Genomic DNA, 20,325 nt, shown 5'->3' with positions numbered 1-20,325 from the left:
ACGGAAAAATGTCCTTCCTGTTCAGAGGGCTTAACGGCAGACAAGCAGGGAAACTGTAGGGGATGCGTCCTCGTGACGAATGTGCCGCTCAGGCAGCCAACGGCGAAATGTCCGTACCACCGGGCCCGGGCACGCCCGCCGGGGCTTCGGCCTCGACCGGCGCCAGATCGGCGGCGTGTGCATGTTTTGCTTTCCGCGTCTTACCGGCACGCGACGGCGGCGCGCACAGGCCGCAGACATACTGGCCGTGAGGCTCGTGAGCGTGCGTGACGAAATGGCCGCCGCAACGCGTGCACGGCGTCATCTGCAACATCTTGCTGTCGAAGAAGCGGACCAGCGTCCATGCGCGGGTGAACCCGAGCACGGCTTCCCAGCCATGCAGTTCGACGTGTTCCAGGTACAACCGGTAGGCCTTGACGATGGCCTCGATGCCCTGGCAACCGCCGTGGTGCACGAGATGGCGATAGATGTTGTGGAAAAGCGACGAGTGGATGTTCGGCAGCCAGGTCACGAACCAGTCGGTCGAGAACGGCAGCATGCCCTTGGGCGGCGAAGCCCCCTTGAGCTCTTTGTAGAGTTTGATGAGGCGATCCCGACTGAGGCTCGTTTCCGCTTCCAGCAACTGGAGGCGGGCGCCGAGTTCGATCAGTTCGATGGCCAACTGGATCTCGCGGGCCTCGAGAACGACGCTTTTGGTACGCATATGCAGGCTTCCTGGCAGGTGACGCGGCGCGCTACCCCCGGGTAGCGCGCGAATTACATCGCGTACTTAGCCGATCTGCTCGACGGGTTGCCCCGCGAGCAGAATCGATGCGTGCGACTGCTGCATACCCACGTCCTTCGCACCGTGCGTAAGGGTCGAAAGAATCACGTGGTCGTCAAAGCGAAATCGGCACAGAAGCTGGTTCGACCCCGCGAATTTGACGAGTTGAGCCAAGGTGAGACTGCCGAGCACGTCGGCAAGTTGGTCGCTGATGCCAAGGCGGAACATCGCCGCGGCACGGTCCTCGCGAATCAGGCGCTGAGCCAGTACGAGGTAGGAGAGATTCAATTCACGAATCTCATTCAGTGTTTCGCTGTTTCGCATGCGGCCCCCCGGCGCAATGGATGATCTTGCGGTACTACTCCGTTTTCCCTCGCATTGTGGATAAAGGCGAAAGATAAAGAAATCGGAGAAAAACTACATAGAAGGGCAAGAAAAGCGGAAGTTTTTTGTAGGAGTTTTTCCTACACGTGGGGCGCGAGCGGCCCCTGCGATGCATTCGGGGGGAATGATCGGTGTGAAAAGACGGTGGCTTCACGCAAATGACACGAAGCTGCGCTCTACTACTCGTCTGTATTTCGGCCGTTTTGCGCCGAACTTTAGCCGTCTTTGCAAAAAGATTTGGGGGGCTTTTGCGAAGCGGCTGGATCGTACTTTGCCGACCCGTTTCACGCCGGAACAGTGCAATTACAAAGTGTTACAGATGTAGTGACCTGTGCCGAATCCCAAGTTTGGAAGAAAACTTCGGGCAAAGTTCCCTAAATACGCCGACGTTCGCTTGCTGCGACAGACCGCGCTTACACGTTTTCCGGTGCGGGCGGCAGCGCCGCCGGCGGACCGGCGCGGCGAATCAACAGTGTGTGCAGGCACCACGACAGCACGCCGCACACCGCAATCACGGCCGCCATGGGCACCGCCGAGCGTGCGTGCAACATCCCGACCGCCGCCCCTGCGCTGGCTGCCGCGAGGAATTGCAGGGCACCGAGCAACGCCGAGGCCGCGCCCGCCCGCTGGTGCTGGCGATTGAGCGCTTCGGCCACGGCGTTCGGCTGCGAAAAGCCCAGACTCGCCACGTAGGCGAAGAGCGGCACCATCAAACCGGGCAGTCCGCCGAGCTTGAGCGCCGCCACTGCCAACAGCACCAGCCCGAGAATGGCGACCAGATTGTTGGTACGGCGCAACACATCGGCCGGCCGGCGTTTGCGCAGCAAGTGCGCGTTGACCTGCGAGCCGAAGATGATGCCGCAGGCGTTCAGGCCGAACAGCCAGCCGTAGTGGGCCGGGTCCACGCCGTACAGGTTGATGAAAACAAACGGTGAGCCGGTGATGTACGCGAACATGCCGGCCTGTGCCACACCGCCTGCCAGCGCGTTGCCCATGAACTCGCGGTCACGCACCAGCGCGCCGTAGTTGTGCCATGCCGTGGCCAGCCAGTGGCGCGCCTGTTTGGCCGCGTGACGTGTCTCGGGCAGCCAGTAGACGGCCATCGCAAAGCAGATGACGCCGAATACCGTCAGGCCCCAGAAGATCCAGCGCCACCCGACAAACATCAAGACCTGACCGCCGACGAGCGGCGCGAGAATCGGTGCGGCGCCCATGATCAGCGTCATGCGCGAGAGCACGCGGGCCACGGTATTCGTATCGAACAGGTCGCGCGCCATCGCCCGTGCGATCACGAAGCAGGCGCAGCCACCCACCGCCTGAATGAAGCGACAGACGATCAGCGTTTCGATGTTGGGGGCGAGTGCGCAACCGGCCGACGCGATGGTATAGAGCGCGAGACCGGCATAGAGCGGGCGCTTCCGGCCGAAGCGATCGGCCAGCGGGCCGTGCAGCAATTGTCCGAGTCCCAGCCCGATGAAGAACGAAGCGAGCGTGAATTGCGCTGCCGCATCCGTCGTGTTCAGTTCCCGTGCGATGCTCGGCAACGCCGGCAGATACATGTCGATCGACAACGAGCCGATGGCAGACAGAATGCCGAGAACAAACACCGAGCGGAAATAGTGGGCAGACATGGCCGGGGCACCTAGGGTAATCCCGAATCATACGGCATTGTCCGTGTGCCCGTCGGCAGGGCGGCACGCGGATAACACCAGATAGGCCAATGCCCGCCTTGCGGGCGGGCATTGGTTGCGGGGACATCCATCGTTCCGTGTCCGCCGGTCAGAGAGGAAATAGATCGGCTGACATCGATCCACATCGATCGACAAGGGCAGATCAGGCGGTCTTTTCTTCGCTCAATCCCAGCGATTCGACCATCTGCTCGCGCATGATGAATTTCTGCACTTTGCCGGTGACCGTCATGGGCATGTCGTCGACGAAGCGGATATAGCGCGGCACCTTGTAGTGGGCGATCTGGTCCTTGCAGAACTCACGGATGTCGTCTTCCGTGGCGCTCTGGCCCGGTTTCAGCACGATCCACGCACAGACCTCTTCGCCGTATTTCGCGTCGGGGACACCGAACACCTGCACCGCCTGAATCTTCGGATGGCGGAACAGGAATTCCTCGATCTCGCGCGGGTAAATGTTTTCGCCGCCACGGATGAGCATGTCCTTCACGCGGCCGACGATGTTGCAGTAGCCGTCTTCATCGATCGTCGCGAGGTCGCCCGTATGCATCCAGCCGTCGCGAATCGCCTCGCGCGTGCGCGGTTCGTCATCCCAATAGCCCAGCATCACCGAGTAACCCTTCGTGCACAGCTCGCCCTTCTCGCCCACCGGCACGATCTCGCCCGCCGCGTCGACCAGCTTCACTTCGAGGTGCGGCTGCACACGGCCCACCGTGCTCGTGCGCTTTTCGAGCGGGTCGGTGGTGGTGGTCTGGAACGAGACCGGGCTCGTCTCCGTCATGCCGTAGGCGATCGTCACTTCGCTCATGTGCATCTGGCTGATCACGCGCTTCATCGTCTCGATCGGGCACGGCGACCCGGCCATGATGCCGGTGCGCAGCGAATCGAAGTGATAGTTGCCGAAGTCCGGATGGTCGAGCTGCGCGATGAACATCGTCGGCACGCCATGCAGCGCCGTACAGCTTTCTTCCGACACGGCGGCCATGGTGGCCTTCGGGTCGAACGCCTCGCCCGGGAAGACCATCGTCGCGCCCGTCGAGACGCATGCCAGCACCGCGAGCACCATGCCGAAGCAGTGATAGAACGGCACGGGGATGCACAGGCTGTCGTGCTCCGTGAACTTCATCGCCATCGCAATGAAGCGTCCGTTGTTGACGATGTTGTGGTGCGTGAGCGTCGCGCCCTTCGGGCTGCCCGTGGTGCCGCTCGTGAACTGAACGTTGATCGGGTCGTGACAATCGAGACCGTCGGAAATGCTGCGCAGCGTCTCGAGGCTCGCGTCGGCGCCGAGGGTCACGACGTCGCTGAAATTCATCATCCCCGGCGTGATGCCGGTGCCCATGCGGATGATCGTGGTGAGGGTGGGCAGTTTCGCCGACTTCAGCAGGCCCGGCTCGCTTTGCGCCAGCTCGGGGGCGAGCGTGTTCAGCATGTCGAGATAGCGCGACGACTTGAACGACTCGGCAGCCACCAGCGCCTTGCAGCCGACCTTGTTGATCGCGTACTCCAGCTCGGCCAGGCGGTAGGCCGGGTTGATGTTCACCAGCACCAGCCCGACGCGTGCGGTCGCGAATTGCGTGACGAGCCATTCGACGCGATTCGGCGACCAGATGCCGACCCGGTCGCCCTTCTTCAGTCCCAATGCCAGCAGACCGGCGGCGAACGTGTCGACGTGCGCGATGAATTCGCGCCACGTCCAATCCACGCCCTGCTCTCGAAACACCACGGCCTGGCGCTCAGGAAACGTCGAGGCTGTCTCGGCCAGCAGACCAAACACCGTGAGCGACGACAACGGCACCGTCGTGTCGCCCTTCACATACGACAACCCATTACGTGGGACTACGCCTGCACCTTCCCGGCTTTCCATGCTTTTGTCTCCTGATACTGAAGCAATGCTGAAATGGCGAAATGCTGTCGTGCCCGACGCTGCTATTGGCTGGTCTTTACAACAATAGCGCGTCACGCTGCGTTGACGTTTACGTTAACGTAATTCACGTGACCTAACGAGTGGGGATGGCCCTGAGAGAATGCGGTGATCGGAAAAAACAAAAGCTCCACGCACTTTCATGCATGGAGCTTTCTGCATCGTTCGCAACACCGGCGTTGGGGCCGGTACTACGACAACGCCAATTTACAGCTTTGCCTTGCGCAGCTTGCTGATCGCAGCGAGTTGGGCGATGGCTTCGGCCAATTCGGCCTGGGCTTTCGCGTACTCGATGTTCGAATCCTTGTTCGCAAGCGCTTCTTCCGCGCGACGCTTGGCATCGGCAGCTTTTGCCTCGTCCAGGTCCTTGCCGCGGATAGCGGTGTCGGCGAGCACGGTCACCGTGCCCGGTTGCACTTCGAGAATGCCGCCGGCGACGAAGACGAAATCTTCGTTACCTGCTTCGTCCTCGATGCGCACGGCACCCGGCTTGATGCGCGTGATCAGCGGCGTGTGACCGGGCAAAATGCCCAGCTCGCCGGCTTCGCCCGGCAGCGCCACAAAGCGCGCACGACCCGAGAAGATCTGCTCTTCTGCGCTGACGACGTCTACGTGAATGGTTGCCATAATCGCTCCCGTTGAGTGTGATGAAGCGGCAGAGGCACCGAGCGCGGTCGTTACCGCCCTCGCCCCGCTACCTCGCCGTTCGACAGTCACCTGCCGGTGCAGCGCAAGTCTCGCGAGAGACCTCCGCCATCACCCGGCACTCAACCGTTTACTGCATCTTCTTGGCTTTTTCGAACGCTTCGTCGATCGTGCCGACCATGTAGAACGCCTGCTCGGGCAGGTGGTCGCATTCGCCGTCGACGATCATCTTGAAGCCGCGGATCGTTTCCTTGAGCGGAACGTACTTGCCCGGCGAACCCGTGAACACTTCTGCCACGTGGAACGGCTGCGACAGGAAACGCTGGATCTTACGAGCGCGTGCCACTGCCAGCTTGTCGTCCGGCGACAGTTCGTCCATGCCCAGAATCGCGATAATGTCGCGCAATTCCTTGTAGCGCTGGAGCGTCGACTGCACACGACGGGTGACCGTGTAGTGCTCTTCGCCAATCACGTTCGGGTCGATCTGACGCGAGGTCGAGTCGAGCGGATCGACTGCCGGGTAGATACCCAGCGAGGCGATGTCACGCGACAGCACGACGGTGGCGTCCAAGTGGCCGAAGGTGGTTGCAGGCGACGGGTCGGTCAAGTCATCGGCAGGCACGTACACGGCTTGCACCGACGTAATCGAGCCCTTCTTGGTCGACGTAATACGCTCTTGCAGCTTGCCCATTTCTTCAGCCAGCGTCGGCTGATAGCCCACTGCCGACGGCATACGGCCGAGCAGTGCGGACACTTCGGTACCGGCCAGCGTGAAACGGTAGATGTTGTCCACGAAGAACAGCACGTCGAGACCTTCGTCACGGAAGTGCTCGGCCATCGTCAGACCGGTCAGCGCGACGCGCAGACGGTTGCCCGGCGGCTCGTTCATCTGGCCGTACACCAGCGCGACCTTATCCAGAACGTTCGAGTCCTTCATTTCGTGGTAGAAGTCGTTCCCTTCACGGGTACGCTCGCCCACGCCGGCAAACACCGAATAACCGCCGTGTTCCTTGGCGATGTTATTGATGAGTTCCATCATGTTCACGGTCTTGCCCACACCGGCGCCACCGAACAGACCCACCTTGCCGCCCTTGGCGAACGGGCAGATCAAATCGATAACCTTGATGCCGGTTTCGAGCAGTTCCGTCGACGGCGACAGCTCGTCGAATGCCGGAGCCTTCTGGTGGATCGAGCGCGTGTGATCGCGTGCAATCGGACCGGCTTCGTCGATCGGACGGCCAAGCACGTCCATGATGCGACCCAGCGTCGGCTTACCGACCGGCACAGTGATCGGCAGACCGCTGTTCTTCACCATCATGCCGCGGCGCAGGCCTTCGGCAGAACCCAGACAGATGGTACGAACCACGCCGTCGCCCAGCTGCTGCTGAACTTCAAGCGTCAGTTCCGAACCGTCCATAATGAGCGCGTCGTAGATCTTCGGCATGCTATCGCGCGGGAACTCCACGTCGATCACGGCGCCGATGCACTGTACGATTTTGCCTTCAATCAAAGCAGTACTCATCGCTTTTCCTTTAGATACTCAAATTCATTTCGCCTTGCGGCGCATCGGCCCGTGCCACCGCTTAAACAGCGGCAGCGCCACCCACGATTTCGGACAGTTCCTTCGTAATCGATGCTTGACGGCCCTTGTTGTAGACCATCTGCAATTCACCGATCACGGTCTTCGCGTTGTCCGATGCGGCCTTCATGGCCACCATACGGGCGGACTGCTCCGACGCCATGTTCTCTGCGACTGCCTGATACACGACCGCTTCGACGTAACGCACCAGCAGGGCATCCACCACCGACTTTGCGTCCGGTTCGTAGATGTAGTCCCACGAATGCGTTGCCGGCACTGCGCTCGCGTCTTCCGACTGGCCTTCGAACTTCTCGGGCAGCGGCAGCAGTTGTTCGACCACGGTTTCCTGCTTCATCGTGTTGACGAAGCGGTTGTAGGCCAGATACACGGCATCGAGCTTGCCTTCGGCATACGCGTCGAGCTGCACCTTCACGGCGCCGATCAACTTGTCGAGGTGCGGGGTGTCGCCCAGTTGCACCACGTGCGAGACCACCTTCGCGCCGATACGGTTCAGGAAACCGAAGCCCTTGCCGCCAATGGCGGTGGCTTCAATCTTCAAACCTTGCGCTTCGATCGCCTTCAGCTTGCTCACCACGGCACGCAGCACGTTGGTGTTCAAGCCGCCGCACAGACCCTTGTCCGTCGTCACCACGATGATGCCGGCCGCTTTCGCGTCGGCATGCTTCACCATGAACGGGTGGTGGTATTCCGGATTCGCCTGGCCCATATGCGCAGCGATCTGGCGTACCTTCTCAGCGTACGGCCGGGCATGGCGCATGCGTTCCTGCGCCTTGCGCATCTTCGACGCGGCCACCATTTCCATGGCCTTGGTGATCTTGCGCGTGTTTTGCACGCTCTTGATCTTGCCGCGAATTTCCTTCATTCCAGCCATTGCTTACTCCTTGTCTCGGCGCGACGTCCGCTCTTGCCTGAACATCGCGCCTTCCCGGGTCCGTTGAATAGTTACCGATTCAACCGGATTAGTAAGCGCCGGTCTTCTTGAAGTCCTTGATCGCAGCGTGCAGGGCAGCATCGTCGTCCTTCGAGAGATCTTTGGTCTCTTCGATACGGCCGATCAGCGCAGCGTGGCTGGTCTTCAGAACTTCGCGCAGACCCTTTTCGAACGGCAGGACCTGAGCGATTTCGAGATCGTCCAGATAACCGTTGTTGGCGGCGAACAGCGACACGGCCAGTTCCCACACTTGCAGCGGCTGATACTGCGGCTGCTTGAGCAGTTCCGTCACGCGGCGGCCGCGCTCCAGCTGCTTGCGGGTGGCTTCATCCAGGTCCGAAGCGAACTGCGCGAACGCAGCCAGCTCACGGTACTGAGCCAAGTCGGTACGGATACCGCCCGACAGCTTCTTGATGACCTTGGTCTGGGCAGCACCACCGACGCGCGACACCGAAATACCGGCGTTAATTGCCGGACGGATACCTGCGTTGAAGAGGTCGGTTTCCAGGAAGATCTGGCCGTCGGTAATCGAAATCACGTTCGTCGGAACGAACGCGGTCACGTCACCGGCTTGCGTTTCAATGATCGGCAGTGCGGTCAGCGAGCCGCTTTGGCCCTTGATCGCGCCGTTCGTGAACTTCTCGACGTACTCTTCCGAGACGCGAGCGGCACGCTCAAGCAGACGCGAGTGCAGATAGAACACGTCACCCGGGTAAGCTTCACGGCCCGGCGGGCGGCGCAGCAGCAGCGAGATCTGACGGTACGCCCAAGCTTGCTTGGTCAAGTCGTCATAAATGATCAGCGCGTCTTCGCCGCGGTCGCGGAAGTATTCGCCCATCGTGCAACCGGCGTACGGTGCGATGAACTGCATGGCGGCCGAGTCCGAAGCGGTAGCGGTCACGATGATGGTGTATTCCATCGCGCCCATTTCTTCGAGCTTGCGCACCACGTTCATGATCGACGAAGCCTTCTGGCCGATCGCGACGTAGACGCAGGTCACGCCCTTGCCCTTTTGCGAAATGATCGTGTCGATGGCCACAGCGGTCTTACCCGTCTGACGGTCACCAATGATCAGCTCGCGCTGGCCACGGCCGATCGGCACCATGGCGTCGATAGCCTTGGTACCCGTTTGCAGCGGCTGCGACACCGACTTACGCCAAATCACGCCCGGGGCAATCTTTTCGATTGCGTCGGTCATCTTGGCGTTGATCGGGCCCTTGCCATCGATAGGCACGCCCAGCGCGTCAACGACGCGGCCTTTCAGTTCCGGACCGACCGGCACTTCCAGAATGCGGCCCGTGCACTTGACGGTGTCGCCTTCCGAGATGTGCTCGTATTCACCCAGAATCACGGCGCCGACGGAGTCGCGCTCGAGGTTCAGTGCCAGACCGAAGGTGTTGCCCGGAAATTCGAGCATTTCACCTTGCATCACGTCCGACAGGCCATGAATGCGGCAGATACCGTCAGTCACCGAAATCACGGTGCCTTCGTTACGGACTTCGGCGCCGCTCTCGAGACCTTGAATCCGGCTCTTGATCAGTTCGCTGATTTCAGAGGGATTGAGTTGCATATGTGCTCCTGATATTCAATTCTTGCCGTCGCAGGCGATTCGCGCCGGCCGTCAGGCCGTCAGCGACGTCCGCATGGCCGCCAGGCGGGCGCGCACCGAAGTGTCCAGCACCTCGTCGCCAACCACCACACGCACGCCACCGATCAGCGACGGGTCTACCGTCACGCTCGGGTTGAGCTTGCGGCCGAACTTGTGCTCGAGGCCCTTGACCAGCGAGGTCAGTTGCTCACCGTCGAGCGGGAAGGCGCTTTCGATCGTGGCATCCGCCGAACCGGCGGCGGCGTTCTTCAACGCCTCGAACTGCTCGGCGACTTCCGTCATGGCAGCCAGGCGACCGTTTTCGACCACAGCGGCGACGAAGTTACGCACTTCAGCGTCGGTCGATTTCACGGCAGCCGTCAGCACGTCGACGACTTGCGCCGGCGTTACCTTGGGATCGTCGGCCAGATTGGCCACTTCGGGAAGCGCTGCCACTTGCGCCAGTTCGCGCACCAGCTCCGACCAGCGATTCAGATCACCGGCCTTGGCCACGCGGAACAACGCCTCAGCGTACGGACGAGCGATGGTTGCGAGTTCGGCCATGATCAGAGCTCTGCCTTGAGTTGGTTCAGCAGGTCAGCATGGGCCTTGGCGTCAACTTCGCGCTTCAGGATCTGCTCGGCGCCCTTGACTGCCAGACCGGCAACGTCTTCGCGCAGCGATTCACGGACCTTGACGGCCTGGTTCTCGGCTTCAGCTTTGGCGTTGGCGATGATACGGGCGGCTTCGGCTTGAGCCTGCTGCTTGATCTCTTCGGCCACGGCTTGCGCGCGCTTTTCAGCGTCGGCAATACGCTTCGCGCCTTCGTCACGGGCTTCCGTGAGGGCTTGCGTGGAGCGCTTGTTGGCGGCTTCGAGTTCGGCCTTGCCCTTATCGGCAGCAGCCAGACCGTCAGCGATTTTCTTCGCGCGTTCGTCAATAGCCTTGATCAGCGGCGGCCACACGAACTTCATCGTGAACCATGCCAGGATCAGAAACACGACGGTTTGCGCGAACAGAGTTGCGTTGATGTTCACGGTGTTCCCTTTCGGTGTTGCGAGTCGATTGGCAAAACAGCGCGCCCCATTGTGCCTGCTGGCTTGGGCGCGCCGTTCATGTCCAGGTCGCGCGGATCAGTGCGCGACCATCCGAAAGAAACTTAAGCGAGCTTCGACAGCAGCGGGTTCGCGAATGCGAACAGCATGGCAACGCCCACGCCGATCAGGAATGCGGCGTCGATCAGGCCAGCCAGCAGGAACATCTTCGTTTGCAGCGGGTTCATCAGTTCCGGCTGACGTGCGCATGCTTCGATGTACTTACCGCCCATCAACGCGATACCCAGACAGGCGCCGATGGCACCCAGACCGATGATGATACCGATACCGATGGCGGTCAGACCCTGGATGTTAGCGATGAAAGCTTGCATGATTACTCCTATTGGTTAGAGACTTGAAACTTTAAATTTGAAAAACGAAAAACCGGGAAACAGGTAACGACCACGACAACCGATCAGTGATGGTCGTGCGCCTGGCCGATGTACACCAGCGTGAGCATCATCATGATGAACGCCTGCAGCAGCACGATCATGATGTGGAAAATTGCCCATGCGGTGCCGGCGATGACATGACCGACAAACCCCAGCACCGACGCATCTGCACCAAAACTCCAGATACCGCCCAACAGCGCGATCAACAGGAACACCAGCTCGCCGGCGTACATATTGCCGAACAGTCGCATACCGAGCGACACGGTTTTGGCACAGAATTCGATCAGATTGAGCAGCAGGTTCGGAATCCACAGCAGGAAGTGGTTACCGAACGGTGCCGTGAACAGCTCATGCATGAAGCCGCCAGCGCCCTTGATCTTGAAGCTGTAGAAGAGCATCAGGATCAGCACACCAAACGAGATACCGAGCGTGCCGTTCAAATCGGCCGTCGGGACAATACGGTGGTGCGTAATGATCGAGCCGAGACCGACCCAGCCGATGACCTTCGACGGCAGGTCGACGGGCAACAGGTCCAGCGAGTTCATGAGCGCGACCCAGACGAACACGGTCAGCGCGAGCGGCGCGATGAAGGCACGATTGCCGTGCACGATGCTCTTCGACTGGTCTTCGACCATTTCGACGAGCATTTCGACCGCAGCCTGGAAACGGCCCGGCACGCCCGAGGTGGCTTTACGAGCGGCCAACCAAAGCACGAAGCAGCCCAGCGCGCCCATCGCGATCGACCAGAACATGGTGTCCCAGTTGATGATCGAGAAGTCGACGATCTTCGTCTGCGTCGAGCTCGCGAGGTTTTGCAGGTGGTGCGAAATGTACTCCGACGGGTTCGGAGCGTGGCTACCGGCTTCTACTGACATAGCGATCAAACACCCAATTATGAAAATCCGCACACGGCAGCGCGCGACGCGTGAGCGGAATTGACCGCTACTTGAATGCCATCGCCAGCCAATAGGCCTTCAGCGTCAGCACGAAGGTGACCAGCAACGCTACCCAGTGAACTCCCGGGTAACCGAACGCTATGGCCACCAACAACGCAATCGTCGTTGCTACCTTGACCGCTTCCCCCGCCACCAATGAACCGACGGAGAGGCGATCACCTGAAATTCTTAGCCGCAGCGCAAACAATGCGCCCGGCACCCAACCCATCATTCCGCCCAGCCACGCAGACACCGCAGCCTCTTGGGGCGATGCCGAGAGTACCCACCAAGCCAGTGTCGCCGCGAGCGACAACAGTACTTGGGCACCCACCACTCTGAATGGAGTCACACGGGATGCGCGCCCCACATTGGGACCGAACAGGCGCTCGGCCTGCGCACGCGTGAGCGGAACGATTGTTTCTTGCTCCTGCTCGTCGTCCCAAACATCATCTGTTGCATGCGCCGGCGCTTGCGGTTTCGGTTCCAAGTTCGACCGTATTTCATCGGCCATCTCGTACCTCCCCGCCCGACTCGTGCAAAACGAATGGGCTCTTCAAGCAGTTAAACCCGCGAGATTTTACGGGAGATTACGAACGCCAGTCAATTGAAACACGCAACAAATTCGCCGAAACTGTGCAGTGCATGCTTCGATTTGGCGCCAACTCTCACGGAGTGCGCATTCTCGCATGGTGCAGCGCGGCATTCGTCCGGAAGGCCGCGCAATCACGACATCTGCGCCGCTTCGAGGGCATGATCAGACCCATTTCAGGGCAGCGAACCCCAGCCCCAGTGCCACCAGGTAAAACGGTATCGAAATCCAGTGAAAGTGCCACCAGATTTTGCTCGATTTCGCCATGCGCAATGCAATTAGGTTCGCTAACGACCCGACGGCCAGGCCAAAGCCCCCGACGGCAACGCCGTGAGCGAGCGCCGGCCAGTTCTGCGTGTACTCCGCGAGCAAAATCGCTGCGGGCACATTACTGATGAATTGTGACAACACGGCGCCGCCCAGATAAGCCGCCAGGGTGCCCGAAAAATCGACATGCCCCAGTAGCGTGCGCACTTCCGGCATCTCGGCCACGCCGCGCAACACCACGAACATCAGCACGAAGATCGTCAGCAGCAGCCAGTCGATGCCAAGCACCGCACTGCGGCGCGCCAGCAACAGCACCACCGCCACCCCGGCGCACGCCCAGCCGGCGAGACCGTGATCGGCCAGCGCCACGAACGCGACGAACAATACGAGTGCGGTCCACAGCAGCGGCCAGCGCACCTCGTGCGACGGCCCCCGCCGCTGAAAATGCAGGGCCCGCGAGTCGAACGCGAACGCACAGACGGCCAGCAGAAGCGCCATGAGCGCCACGGTGATCGGCGTCATCATGACGACGTACCCACCGAAGCCCATCCCGCTGTGCTGCCACAGGAAGAGGTTCTGGGGGTTGCCCAGCGGCGTGAGACTCGACCCGGCGTTGACCGCCAGTGCGAGGAAGATGATCAGCCGCTCGATGCGCACCGGCGCAATGCGCGCCAGCGACAACGCCAGCGGCACCACCGCGAACAACGCGACGTCGTTGGTGAGCAGCGTGGACAACACCGCCGCAAAACTCACCATCAACAACGCGAGGCGCCGTTCGGTGCGAAACCATCGCAACAATCGTTGCGCGAGCCAATCGAGAAAGCCGCTCTGGTCGATGGCCCGCGTAAGCATCAGCAGGCCGGCGAGCGTGAGGATGGTGTGCTGATCGATCCGCGCAAACAACGCACCGGCACTTGCCGGTCGAAGTATCTGTAGCGCGACAAACGCGATCAGCAAAATCACGAGCACGCGATCGCTGCGCACCCGTTCGAACAACACACCCAACGCACCCAATGTGCGCTTCATCAGCGTCAACCGCGCGGGTGCCGTCTGATGCTGCGCGTCATCGGTCATGTGTGGATATTCAGATAATCAGGACACCGACATTATTCGTCACGAATGCGCGCGAGAATGCCGTCGAGCGCATCGAGGCTGCCGAATTCGATGGTGAGCGCACCGGCGCCCTTGCGGCCGACCTTGATCTTCACGTTCGACGCCAGCAAATCGGACAGCTCTTCTTCGAGACGCGTCACATCGCGCCCGCCCTCTTCCGCCGAACGACGGCGAATGCCATCGCCTTGCGGCTTGAGCGACGCGTTGACGATGCGCTCGGTGTCGCGCACCGAAAGCCGCTTGTTCACCACCTGATTGGCGAGCGTGATCTGCGTGGCGGCATCGACGGAGAGCAACGCACGTGCATGCCCCATATCGAGATCGCCGGCGAGCAGCATCGTCTGCACCGGTTGCGCGAGGTTGAGCAGGCGCAGCAGATTCGACACGGCGCTGCGCGAACGGCCGAGCGATTCAGCGGCCTGTTCATGCGTGTAATTGAATTCACCGAGCAGGCGTTGAATGCCCTGCGCTTCTTCCAGCGGATTCAGATCTTCGCGCTGAATGTTCTCGATGAGCGCCATCGCGGCGGCGGCTTCATCGGGCACATCGCGCACGAGCACGGGCACTTCCGACAGCCCGGCCATGCGGGCGGCACGGAAGCGCCGTTCGCCGGCAATAATTTCGTACTTCTCACCGTCGACACGGCGCACGAGGATCGGCTGCATCAGCCCTTGCGCGCGAATGCTCGCGGCGAGTTCCTGCAATGCGCCTTCATCCATGCGCGTACGCGGCTGGTACTTGCCCGCCTGCAAGCGGTCGAGCGCCATCACCGACGGTGCGCCTTCGGCCGAGGCTTCGTCGGCGCCGTTATGGTTATCGGCGTGTGCGCCGAGCAGCGCTTCGAGGCCGCGGCCCAGGCCCTTCTTTTTGAGTGCGTTGGTCTTGGTCGCCATGACAATGCGTTCCTGCGCGAATGCGCCTTACATAGTTTGAATGCGCGCGATCATCTCTGCGCCGAATTGCAGATACGCCTGCGCGCCACGCGATGCGGGGTCGAAGACGACGCCGGGCATGCCGTAGCTCGGCGCCTCGGCGAGCCGCACATTGCGCGGAATGATCGCGTTGAAAACCTTGTCGCCGAAGTGCTGCTTGAGCTGCTCCGAGACTTGTTGTTGCAGCGTGATACGCGGATCGAACATCACGCGCAGCAAGCCGATGACCTTCAGGTCACGGTTCAGATTCGCGTGCACCTGCTTGATCGTGTTGACGAGATCCGAGAGCCCTTCGAGCGCGAAGTACTCGCACTGCATCGGAATGATCACGCCGTGCGCGGCACACAGGCCGTTGAGCGTCAGCAGCGAGAGCGTCGGCGGGCAATCGATGAGGACGAAATCGTACGCGTCGTCCACTTTCTCGAGTGCCTGCTTGAGACGCGTATCGCGGTTCTCGAGCGACACCAGCTCCACGTCGGCCCCCGCGAGTTCGCGGTTGGCGGGCAACACGTCGTAGTTACCCGTCTCCGAACGCTGACGGCTCACGCTCACGTCGGTGCCATCGACCAGCACTTCGTAGACGCTCGTCTCGAGCGCGCCCTTGTCGATGCCGCTGCCCATTGTCGCGTTGCCCTGCGGATCCAGGTCGACCAACAGGACACGCTGTCCGTGCGACGCCAGACCGGCGGCGAGGTTCACCGTGGTGGTCGTCTTGCCGACGCCGCCCTTCTGATTGGCCACGCAGAAAATTTTCGCCATGCCGATGTAGTCCTCCGAATGCTGCCTTGTTCAAGCGCGGTTGATGCTGATGAAGCGGGGTGATGCAGGTCGTGCCGCCAAGTCGGCGAACGATTCGACAGCATGACATGGTCACGCGGCCGGTCGATGGCTGACTTGCCGATAAATACTGCAAATTCGATGAATTCGATTACCTGAGCAATGCTCAGTTATTGCCGGTACTGGCTTTCTGCGGCGTCAACACGAGCTTGTCGGTGTCGTAGCCTTGTTTGCGCAACTGCGCGCGCATTTGATTCAACGTGTTCTCGTCGATGGTCGGCGTGCGCGACAGGATCCACAGATACTCGCGGCCCGGCTCTCCGACAGCGGCATACTGATAGTCGCCGTCGAGCACGATAACCCAGTAGTTCGCCCAAAGCCAGGGAATCCAGCGCAACCAGTCCGGTGCAAAGGTCACCTTGAACCGCGCGGTGCCGGTGCCCTGCCCGTCGGTGCGTGCGAGGCCAGCATCGCTGACCCAGGTGCCATCGTCTTTGCGGCATTTGTTCGTGACTTCGATCCTGCCATCGGCGCGCGCTACGTATTCAGCGGTCACGTCCGACACACATTTTCGCTCGAAGAAATTCGGATAGCGCGCTATTTCGTACCAGGTGCCGACATAACGCGTTTTATCGATCGCGGCGACCGGGCGTACCCGTGTGGTCAGCGATTCTTGGCCGGTTTGCGCCCAGGCGACGGCGGCGAGCAGCGAAAAACCAACGATCGCAGCACCAATCCAGCGGGTAATTCCGGTCATGCAGCCACCTTCACGCGAAGCAAATGACGCTCGGCGTCGAGGAATGGCACTTGCAGCGGCAAGCGTTCGACCAGTGCGTAACCCGGCGGCAACGCCAGTTCGCTCTCGGCGGCGACACCCTTCATGGCCCAGAAGCTGCCATCGGGGGCCAGCAGATTCTGCCCCAGCGTCACGAAGTCGTTCAGCTCGGCAAAGGCACGCGACACGATGGCGTCGAAGGCTGCCGGCACTTCCTTGCCGATCACCAGCGACTCGACACGGCCAGTCACGACGGTGAGGTTGGTCAGCTTGAACGTGGCCCGCGCCTGCGTCAGGAAGGCGGTCTTCTTGTGCACGATGTCGTTGACTGTCACCTGCCAGTCCGGGCGCACGATAGCCAGCACCACGCCCGGCAGACCGCCGCCTGAGCCCACGTCAAGTACACGTGAAATCGGCTCACGGTCGAGGCGCGGCAGAATCGAGAGGGAGTCCAGCAGGTGCTTGACGACCATCTGTCGCGGATCGCGAATCGAGGTCATCTGCAAAGCGGCATTCCACTTGGCCAGCAACGCTTGAAACTCGAGCAACCGCACTTGCTGCTCGGCGCTGATGGACAGGCCGAGTTGCGCGATGCCGTCGGCCAATAGCGCAGTCAGTTCGTTGCCGCCTTGCGCGGCAGTGTTTCTTGAAGCCGTCATGTCGTCTCCGGTCAGGCGGCGTGCTGGTCGCCATCATCGGCGCCCGCACTTGTTTCGCCCGACGCGCGACGGCGTCCCAGCCCCTTCTTCAGATGGATCATCAGCAGCGAGATTGCCGCTGGTGTCACCCCGGAAATGCGCGACGCCTGCCCCAACGTCTCGGGACGCTGGGCAGCGAGTTTCTGGCGCACTTCGATCGACAGCCCACGCACCTCGTTGTAGTCGATGCTCGCGGGCAGCACGGTGTTCTCGTTGGCTTCCTTGCGAACGATCTCGTCTGCCTGACGATCGATGTAGCCCTGATACTTGGCGGCAATCTCGATCTGCTCGCGAATCTGCCCGGCCTGCAACGGATCGTCGGACAGCGCGCTCTCGGGGGCAAGTCGACCGCCCTGCACTGCCATCAGCGCGTCGTAGCTGACTTCCGGACGGCGCAGCAGATCGGCGAGCGAGTACTCGTGATCGATGGCCTTGCCGAGCAGCGGCACGGCATCTTCCGCCGGGAATGTCTTGGGATTCACCCACGTCGTCTTGAGGCGTTCTGTTTCACGTGAAACAGCATCGCGTTTGCGGCAGAAGGCTTCCCAGCGAATGTCGTCCACCACGCCCAGTTCGCGGCCGACCTCGGTCAGGCGCATATCGGCATTGTCTTCACGCAGCGACAGGCGATATTCGGCGCGGCTGGTGAACATGCGATACGGCTCGGACACCCCACGCGTAATCAGGTCATCGACGAGCACGCCCAGATAGGCCTGATCGCGACGCGGGCACCAGGCTTCGCGGCCCTGCACCTGAAGCGCAGCATTCATACCGGCGAGCAGCCCCTGCGCTGCGGCCTCTTCGTAACCTGTCGTGCCGTTGATCTGACCGGCGAAGAACAGGCCCGAAATCACGCGCGTTTCCAGCGAGCTACGCAGCCCACGCGGATCGAAGTAGTCGTACTCGATGGCATAGCCGGGACGCAGGATATACGCGTTCTCCATGCCCTTCATCGAGCGGACCAGTTCGAGCTGCACGTCGAAAGGCAGGCTCGTGGAGATGCCGTTCGGATAGAACTCGTTGGTTGTCAGCCCTTCCGGCTCCAGATAAATCTGGTGCGATGTTTTATCGGCGAAGCGATGAATCTTGTCTTCGATCGACGGGCAATAGCGAGGCCCTACCCCTTCGATCACACCCGTGTACATCGGCGAGCGATCGAGTCCCCCACGAATGATGTCGTGCGTGCGCTCATTGGTATGCGTCACCCAGCACGGCACTTGGCGCGGATGCTGAGCCGCAGAGCCCAAGAACGAGAACACCGGCACCGGATCGAGGTCACCGGGCTGCTCTTCAAGCACGGAAAAGTCGATCGAACGGCCGTCGATACGCGGCGGCGTACCGGTCTTCAAGCGACCTTGCGGGAGTTTCAACTCTTTCAGGCGGGCCGACAGACTGATGGCCGCCGGGTCACCGGCACGACCGCCGACGTAGTTGTTCAGGCCGACGTGGATCTTGCCATCGAGGAACGTACCGGCGGTTAGCACCACGGCACGGGCGCGGAAGCGCAGCCCAACCTGCGTGATGGCACCGACAACGCGGTCACCTTCGACGATCAGGTCTTCGACGGCTTGCTGGAACAGCCAGAGATTCGGCTGATTTTCCAGCCGGTGGCGAATCGCCTGCTTATAGAGAATACGGTCGGCTTGGGCCCGTGTCGCACGTACGGCGGGCCCTTTCGACGAATTCAGGATGCGAAACTGGATGCCGCTCTCGTCGGTCGCCGCCGCCATGGCGCCACCAAGGGCATCGACTTCCTTGACGAGATGGCCCTTGCCAATCCCACCAATCGAGGGGTTACAGCTCATCTGACCGAGCGTCTCGATATTGTGGGTAAGCAAAAGGGTTTTACAGCCCATGCGGGCCGAGGCGAGCGCAGCCTCAGTGCCGGCATGGCCGCCACCCACTACGATCACATCGAACTCGGTTGGATAAAGCATCGCAATTTTGCCGCGCGCGGCAAACTCTCTGGATTCGGTAATTGCGGAATTATAGCGGTATTGCGATGCATCATTTGTAACCACGCCATGTTTCACGTGGAACGTGAGTGGAAAACGACGATATTGGAGACTGTTCCACGTGGAACATTGGGGAGGGTCGAAGCATTGAGGGCATATCGAGATCGGATGCGCGGCGACGATCGTGCCAAGATCGCAGTCGCTCGACTCGCGTTTCACGTGAAACATTCGATATCGGTGCGTGCCGGATAGGCCTGTCCCCTATCGCCGATAGTCCTCGACGCGGTGAAAACCACACGACCAACCGAGCTACCTTCACCCCACCGCCTTCCGGCAAGTTTGAACGACGTCGCTGCCAGATTTTATGTTTCACGTGAAACAGCTACGGAAATCGCCCACCGGGCGCGCCTAGGATCGTAGTGACGTACGTTTCACGTGAAACACGCCCCGAAAATTCCCGGCCCCTTTCCCCCGAGCGAATCAACGCCGAACCCGATATCCACAACAACCCCGAATTCCAGCGCTCCCGATTACGAAGATTTGCCCGTCTCGTGTCGACTTCGTTATTAAATGCCTGCCCGTCCATCGATACCTCCCGTCGTATGAGCGACTGGGATGGCTGCTCCGTAGCGAATGAGTTGATGCAAGGAACCACCCCTCCCCTGTTCCACGTGAAACAGCAATAGCGCAAAGGGAAACGCTTTCGGTTCAGGTGATTCGCCGGGGACTCGCCATTCGAAGTCTCGCTACGTATTCGCACCCGGAAATCAAAACCCAAAATAACGTTCGGCGGGCAATAGCAACCCAACACCCCGCGTACCGACAAATATTCCGCCGCTTCCCCTTCAGTTGCCTGGGCAGTCGTTCTTGCATCTGCCTCCGCAAAAACAAAAACCAAGCCGAGGCGTTCCCGAACGCGATGCCGGATTCGAGAATAAAGTCCCTACTCCACAGCACCGTCAAAACCAAAACACCCACGACAGCATCCGGAAACTCAAAACCTGACTATCCATCCAGTAACGCCACCGACGATCACTGGATGCAAACACAGGCGCCGCACTCATCCAAAAAACACGGCAACAGAAATTCGCCTCGCAGATACCCAACGACGAAATCTACACCGCCGAGATTCCACCCTCGACCACTGGATACAACCACAGCATCGCGCGTTCCACGTGAAACACCGGACACGCAAAAATCTCTCCCCCACCAGACATCACTCGCTTCCGTTTAACCGAGTCGGCGGACACGAAAAACCGCAATCGCGTTCGCCAAAAC

At 60.7% G+C, this 20,325-nt stretch carries 19 protein-coding genes; all 19 read right to left on the bottom strand.

Going from position 1 to position 20,325, the window contains the following annotated elements; all coding sequences use genetic code 11:
• Positions 1-88: 88 nt before the first annotated feature.
• Entirely contained in the window at positions 89-703 is a 615-nt protein-coding gene (gene flhC, locus CDV46_RS04720; RefSeq protein ID WP_058376577.1) for a flagellar transcriptional regulator FlhC, read from the bottom strand.
• Positions 704-769: 66 nt separating this feature from the next.
• Complete coding sequence (gene flhD / locus CDV46_RS04715; RefSeq protein WP_010807753.1) at positions 770-1,087, bottom strand: flagellar transcriptional regulator FlhD; 318 nt, start codon at positions 1,085-1,087, stop codon at positions 770-772.
• Between the two features lie 473 nt (positions 1,088-1,560).
• Positions 1,561-2,778: a Bcr/CflA family multidrug efflux MFS transporter gene (locus CDV46_RS04710; protein WP_087690894.1), complete on the bottom strand. Its 1,218-nt coding sequence runs from the start codon at positions 2,776-2,778 to the stop codon at positions 1,561-1,563.
• 202 nt (positions 2,779-2,980) lie between these two features.
• Complete coding sequence (locus CDV46_RS04705; RefSeq protein ID WP_087690893.1) at positions 2,981-4,699, bottom strand: AMP-binding protein; 1,719 nt, start codon at positions 4,697-4,699, stop codon at positions 2,981-2,983.
• 264 nt (positions 4,700-4,963) lie between these two features.
• Positions 4,964-5,383, bottom strand: a complete 420-nt coding sequence (locus CDV46_RS04700) for a F0F1 ATP synthase subunit epsilon (RefSeq protein WP_058376580.1) — start codon at positions 5,381-5,383, stop codon at positions 4,964-4,966.
• Between the two features lie 148 nt (positions 5,384-5,531).
• Positions 5,532-6,923, bottom strand: coding sequence for a F0F1 ATP synthase subunit beta (gene atpD, locus CDV46_RS04695; RefSeq protein WP_058376581.1), 1,392 nt, complete (start codon positions 6,921-6,923; stop codon positions 5,532-5,534).
• Positions 6,924-6,984: 61 nt separating this feature from the next.
• Complete coding sequence (gene atpG / locus CDV46_RS04690) at positions 6,985-7,872, bottom strand: F0F1 ATP synthase subunit gamma (protein WP_087690891.1); 888 nt, start codon at positions 7,870-7,872, stop codon at positions 6,985-6,987.
• Between the two features lie 88 nt (positions 7,873-7,960).
• On the bottom strand, positions 7,961-9,502 hold the full coding sequence (gene atpA / locus CDV46_RS04685; protein ID WP_058376583.1) for a F0F1 ATP synthase subunit alpha: 1,542 nt from the start codon (positions 9,500-9,502) through the stop codon (positions 7,961-7,963).
• Positions 9,503-9,553: 51 nt separating this feature from the next.
• The gene (locus CDV46_RS04680; RefSeq protein WP_058376584.1) at positions 9,554-10,084 is read right to left on the bottom strand and encodes a F0F1 ATP synthase subunit delta; all 531 of its coding nucleotides are present in this window, start codon (positions 10,082-10,084) and stop codon (positions 9,554-9,556) included.
• Positions 10,085-10,086: 2 nt separating this feature from the next.
• Complete coding sequence (locus tag CDV46_RS04675; protein WP_058376585.1) at positions 10,087-10,557, bottom strand: F0F1 ATP synthase subunit B; 471 nt, start codon at positions 10,555-10,557, stop codon at positions 10,087-10,089.
• Positions 10,558-10,679: 122 nt separating this feature from the next.
• Positions 10,680-10,946: a F0F1 ATP synthase subunit C gene (gene atpE, locus CDV46_RS04670; RefSeq protein ID WP_010807762.1), complete on the bottom strand. Its 267-nt coding sequence runs from the start codon at positions 10,944-10,946 to the stop codon at positions 10,680-10,682.
• An 83-nt stretch (positions 10,947-11,029) separates the two neighbouring features.
• Complete coding sequence (atpB, locus tag CDV46_RS04665) at positions 11,030-11,881, bottom strand: F0F1 ATP synthase subunit A (RefSeq protein WP_087690889.1); 852 nt, start codon at positions 11,879-11,881, stop codon at positions 11,030-11,032.
• 67 nt (positions 11,882-11,948) lie between these two features.
• A complete protein-coding gene (locus tag CDV46_RS04660; protein ID WP_058376587.1) occupies positions 11,949-12,452 on the bottom strand; it encodes an ATP synthase subunit I in 504 nt (167 codons plus the stop codon).
• Between the two features lie 243 nt (positions 12,453-12,695).
• Positions 12,696-13,823 carry an SLC13 family permease gene (locus CDV46_RS04655; RefSeq protein WP_087722034.1) on the bottom strand — a complete coding sequence of 376 codons (1,128 nt, stop codon included), beginning with the start codon at positions 13,821-13,823 and terminating at the stop codon, positions 12,696-12,698.
• 80 nt (positions 13,824-13,903) lie between these two features.
• Positions 13,904-14,803 (bottom strand): ParB/RepB/Spo0J family partition protein, encoded by a 900-nt coding sequence (locus CDV46_RS04650; protein WP_058376588.1) that lies wholly within the window; start codon positions 14,801-14,803, stop codon positions 13,904-13,906.
• 27 nt (positions 14,804-14,830) lie between these two features.
• Positions 14,831-15,601 carry a ParA family protein gene (locus tag CDV46_RS04645; RefSeq protein WP_058376589.1) on the bottom strand — a complete coding sequence of 257 codons (771 nt, stop codon included), beginning with the start codon at positions 15,599-15,601 and terminating at the stop codon, positions 14,831-14,833.
• Positions 15,602-15,785: 184 nt separating this feature from the next.
• Positions 15,786-16,376 carry a lipocalin family protein gene (locus CDV46_RS04640; RefSeq protein WP_087690885.1) on the bottom strand — a complete coding sequence of 197 codons (591 nt, stop codon included), beginning with the start codon at positions 16,374-16,376 and terminating at the stop codon, positions 15,786-15,788.
• Positions 16,373-17,053, bottom strand: a complete 681-nt coding sequence (rsmG, locus tag CDV46_RS04635; protein WP_087721913.1) for a 16S rRNA (guanine(527)-N(7))-methyltransferase RsmG — start codon at positions 17,051-17,053, stop codon at positions 16,373-16,375. The genes CDV46_RS04640 and rsmG overlap by 4 nt, the downstream gene beginning before the upstream one ends.
• Before the next feature lie 11 nt (positions 17,054-17,064).
• Positions 17,065-19,029: a tRNA uridine-5-carboxymethylaminomethyl(34) synthesis enzyme MnmG gene (gene mnmG / locus CDV46_RS04630; protein ID WP_087690881.1), complete on the bottom strand. Its 1,965-nt coding sequence runs from the start codon at positions 19,027-19,029 to the stop codon at positions 17,065-17,067.
• Between the last annotated feature and the right edge of the window lie 1,296 nt (positions 19,030-20,325).

The organism is Pandoraea sp. PE-S2T-3 (assembly GCF_002179965.1).
Lineage (GTDB): Bacteria > Pseudomonadota > Gammaproteobacteria > Burkholderiales > Burkholderiaceae > Pandoraea.
This window is presented reverse-complemented; position numbering and strand designations above follow the sequence as displayed.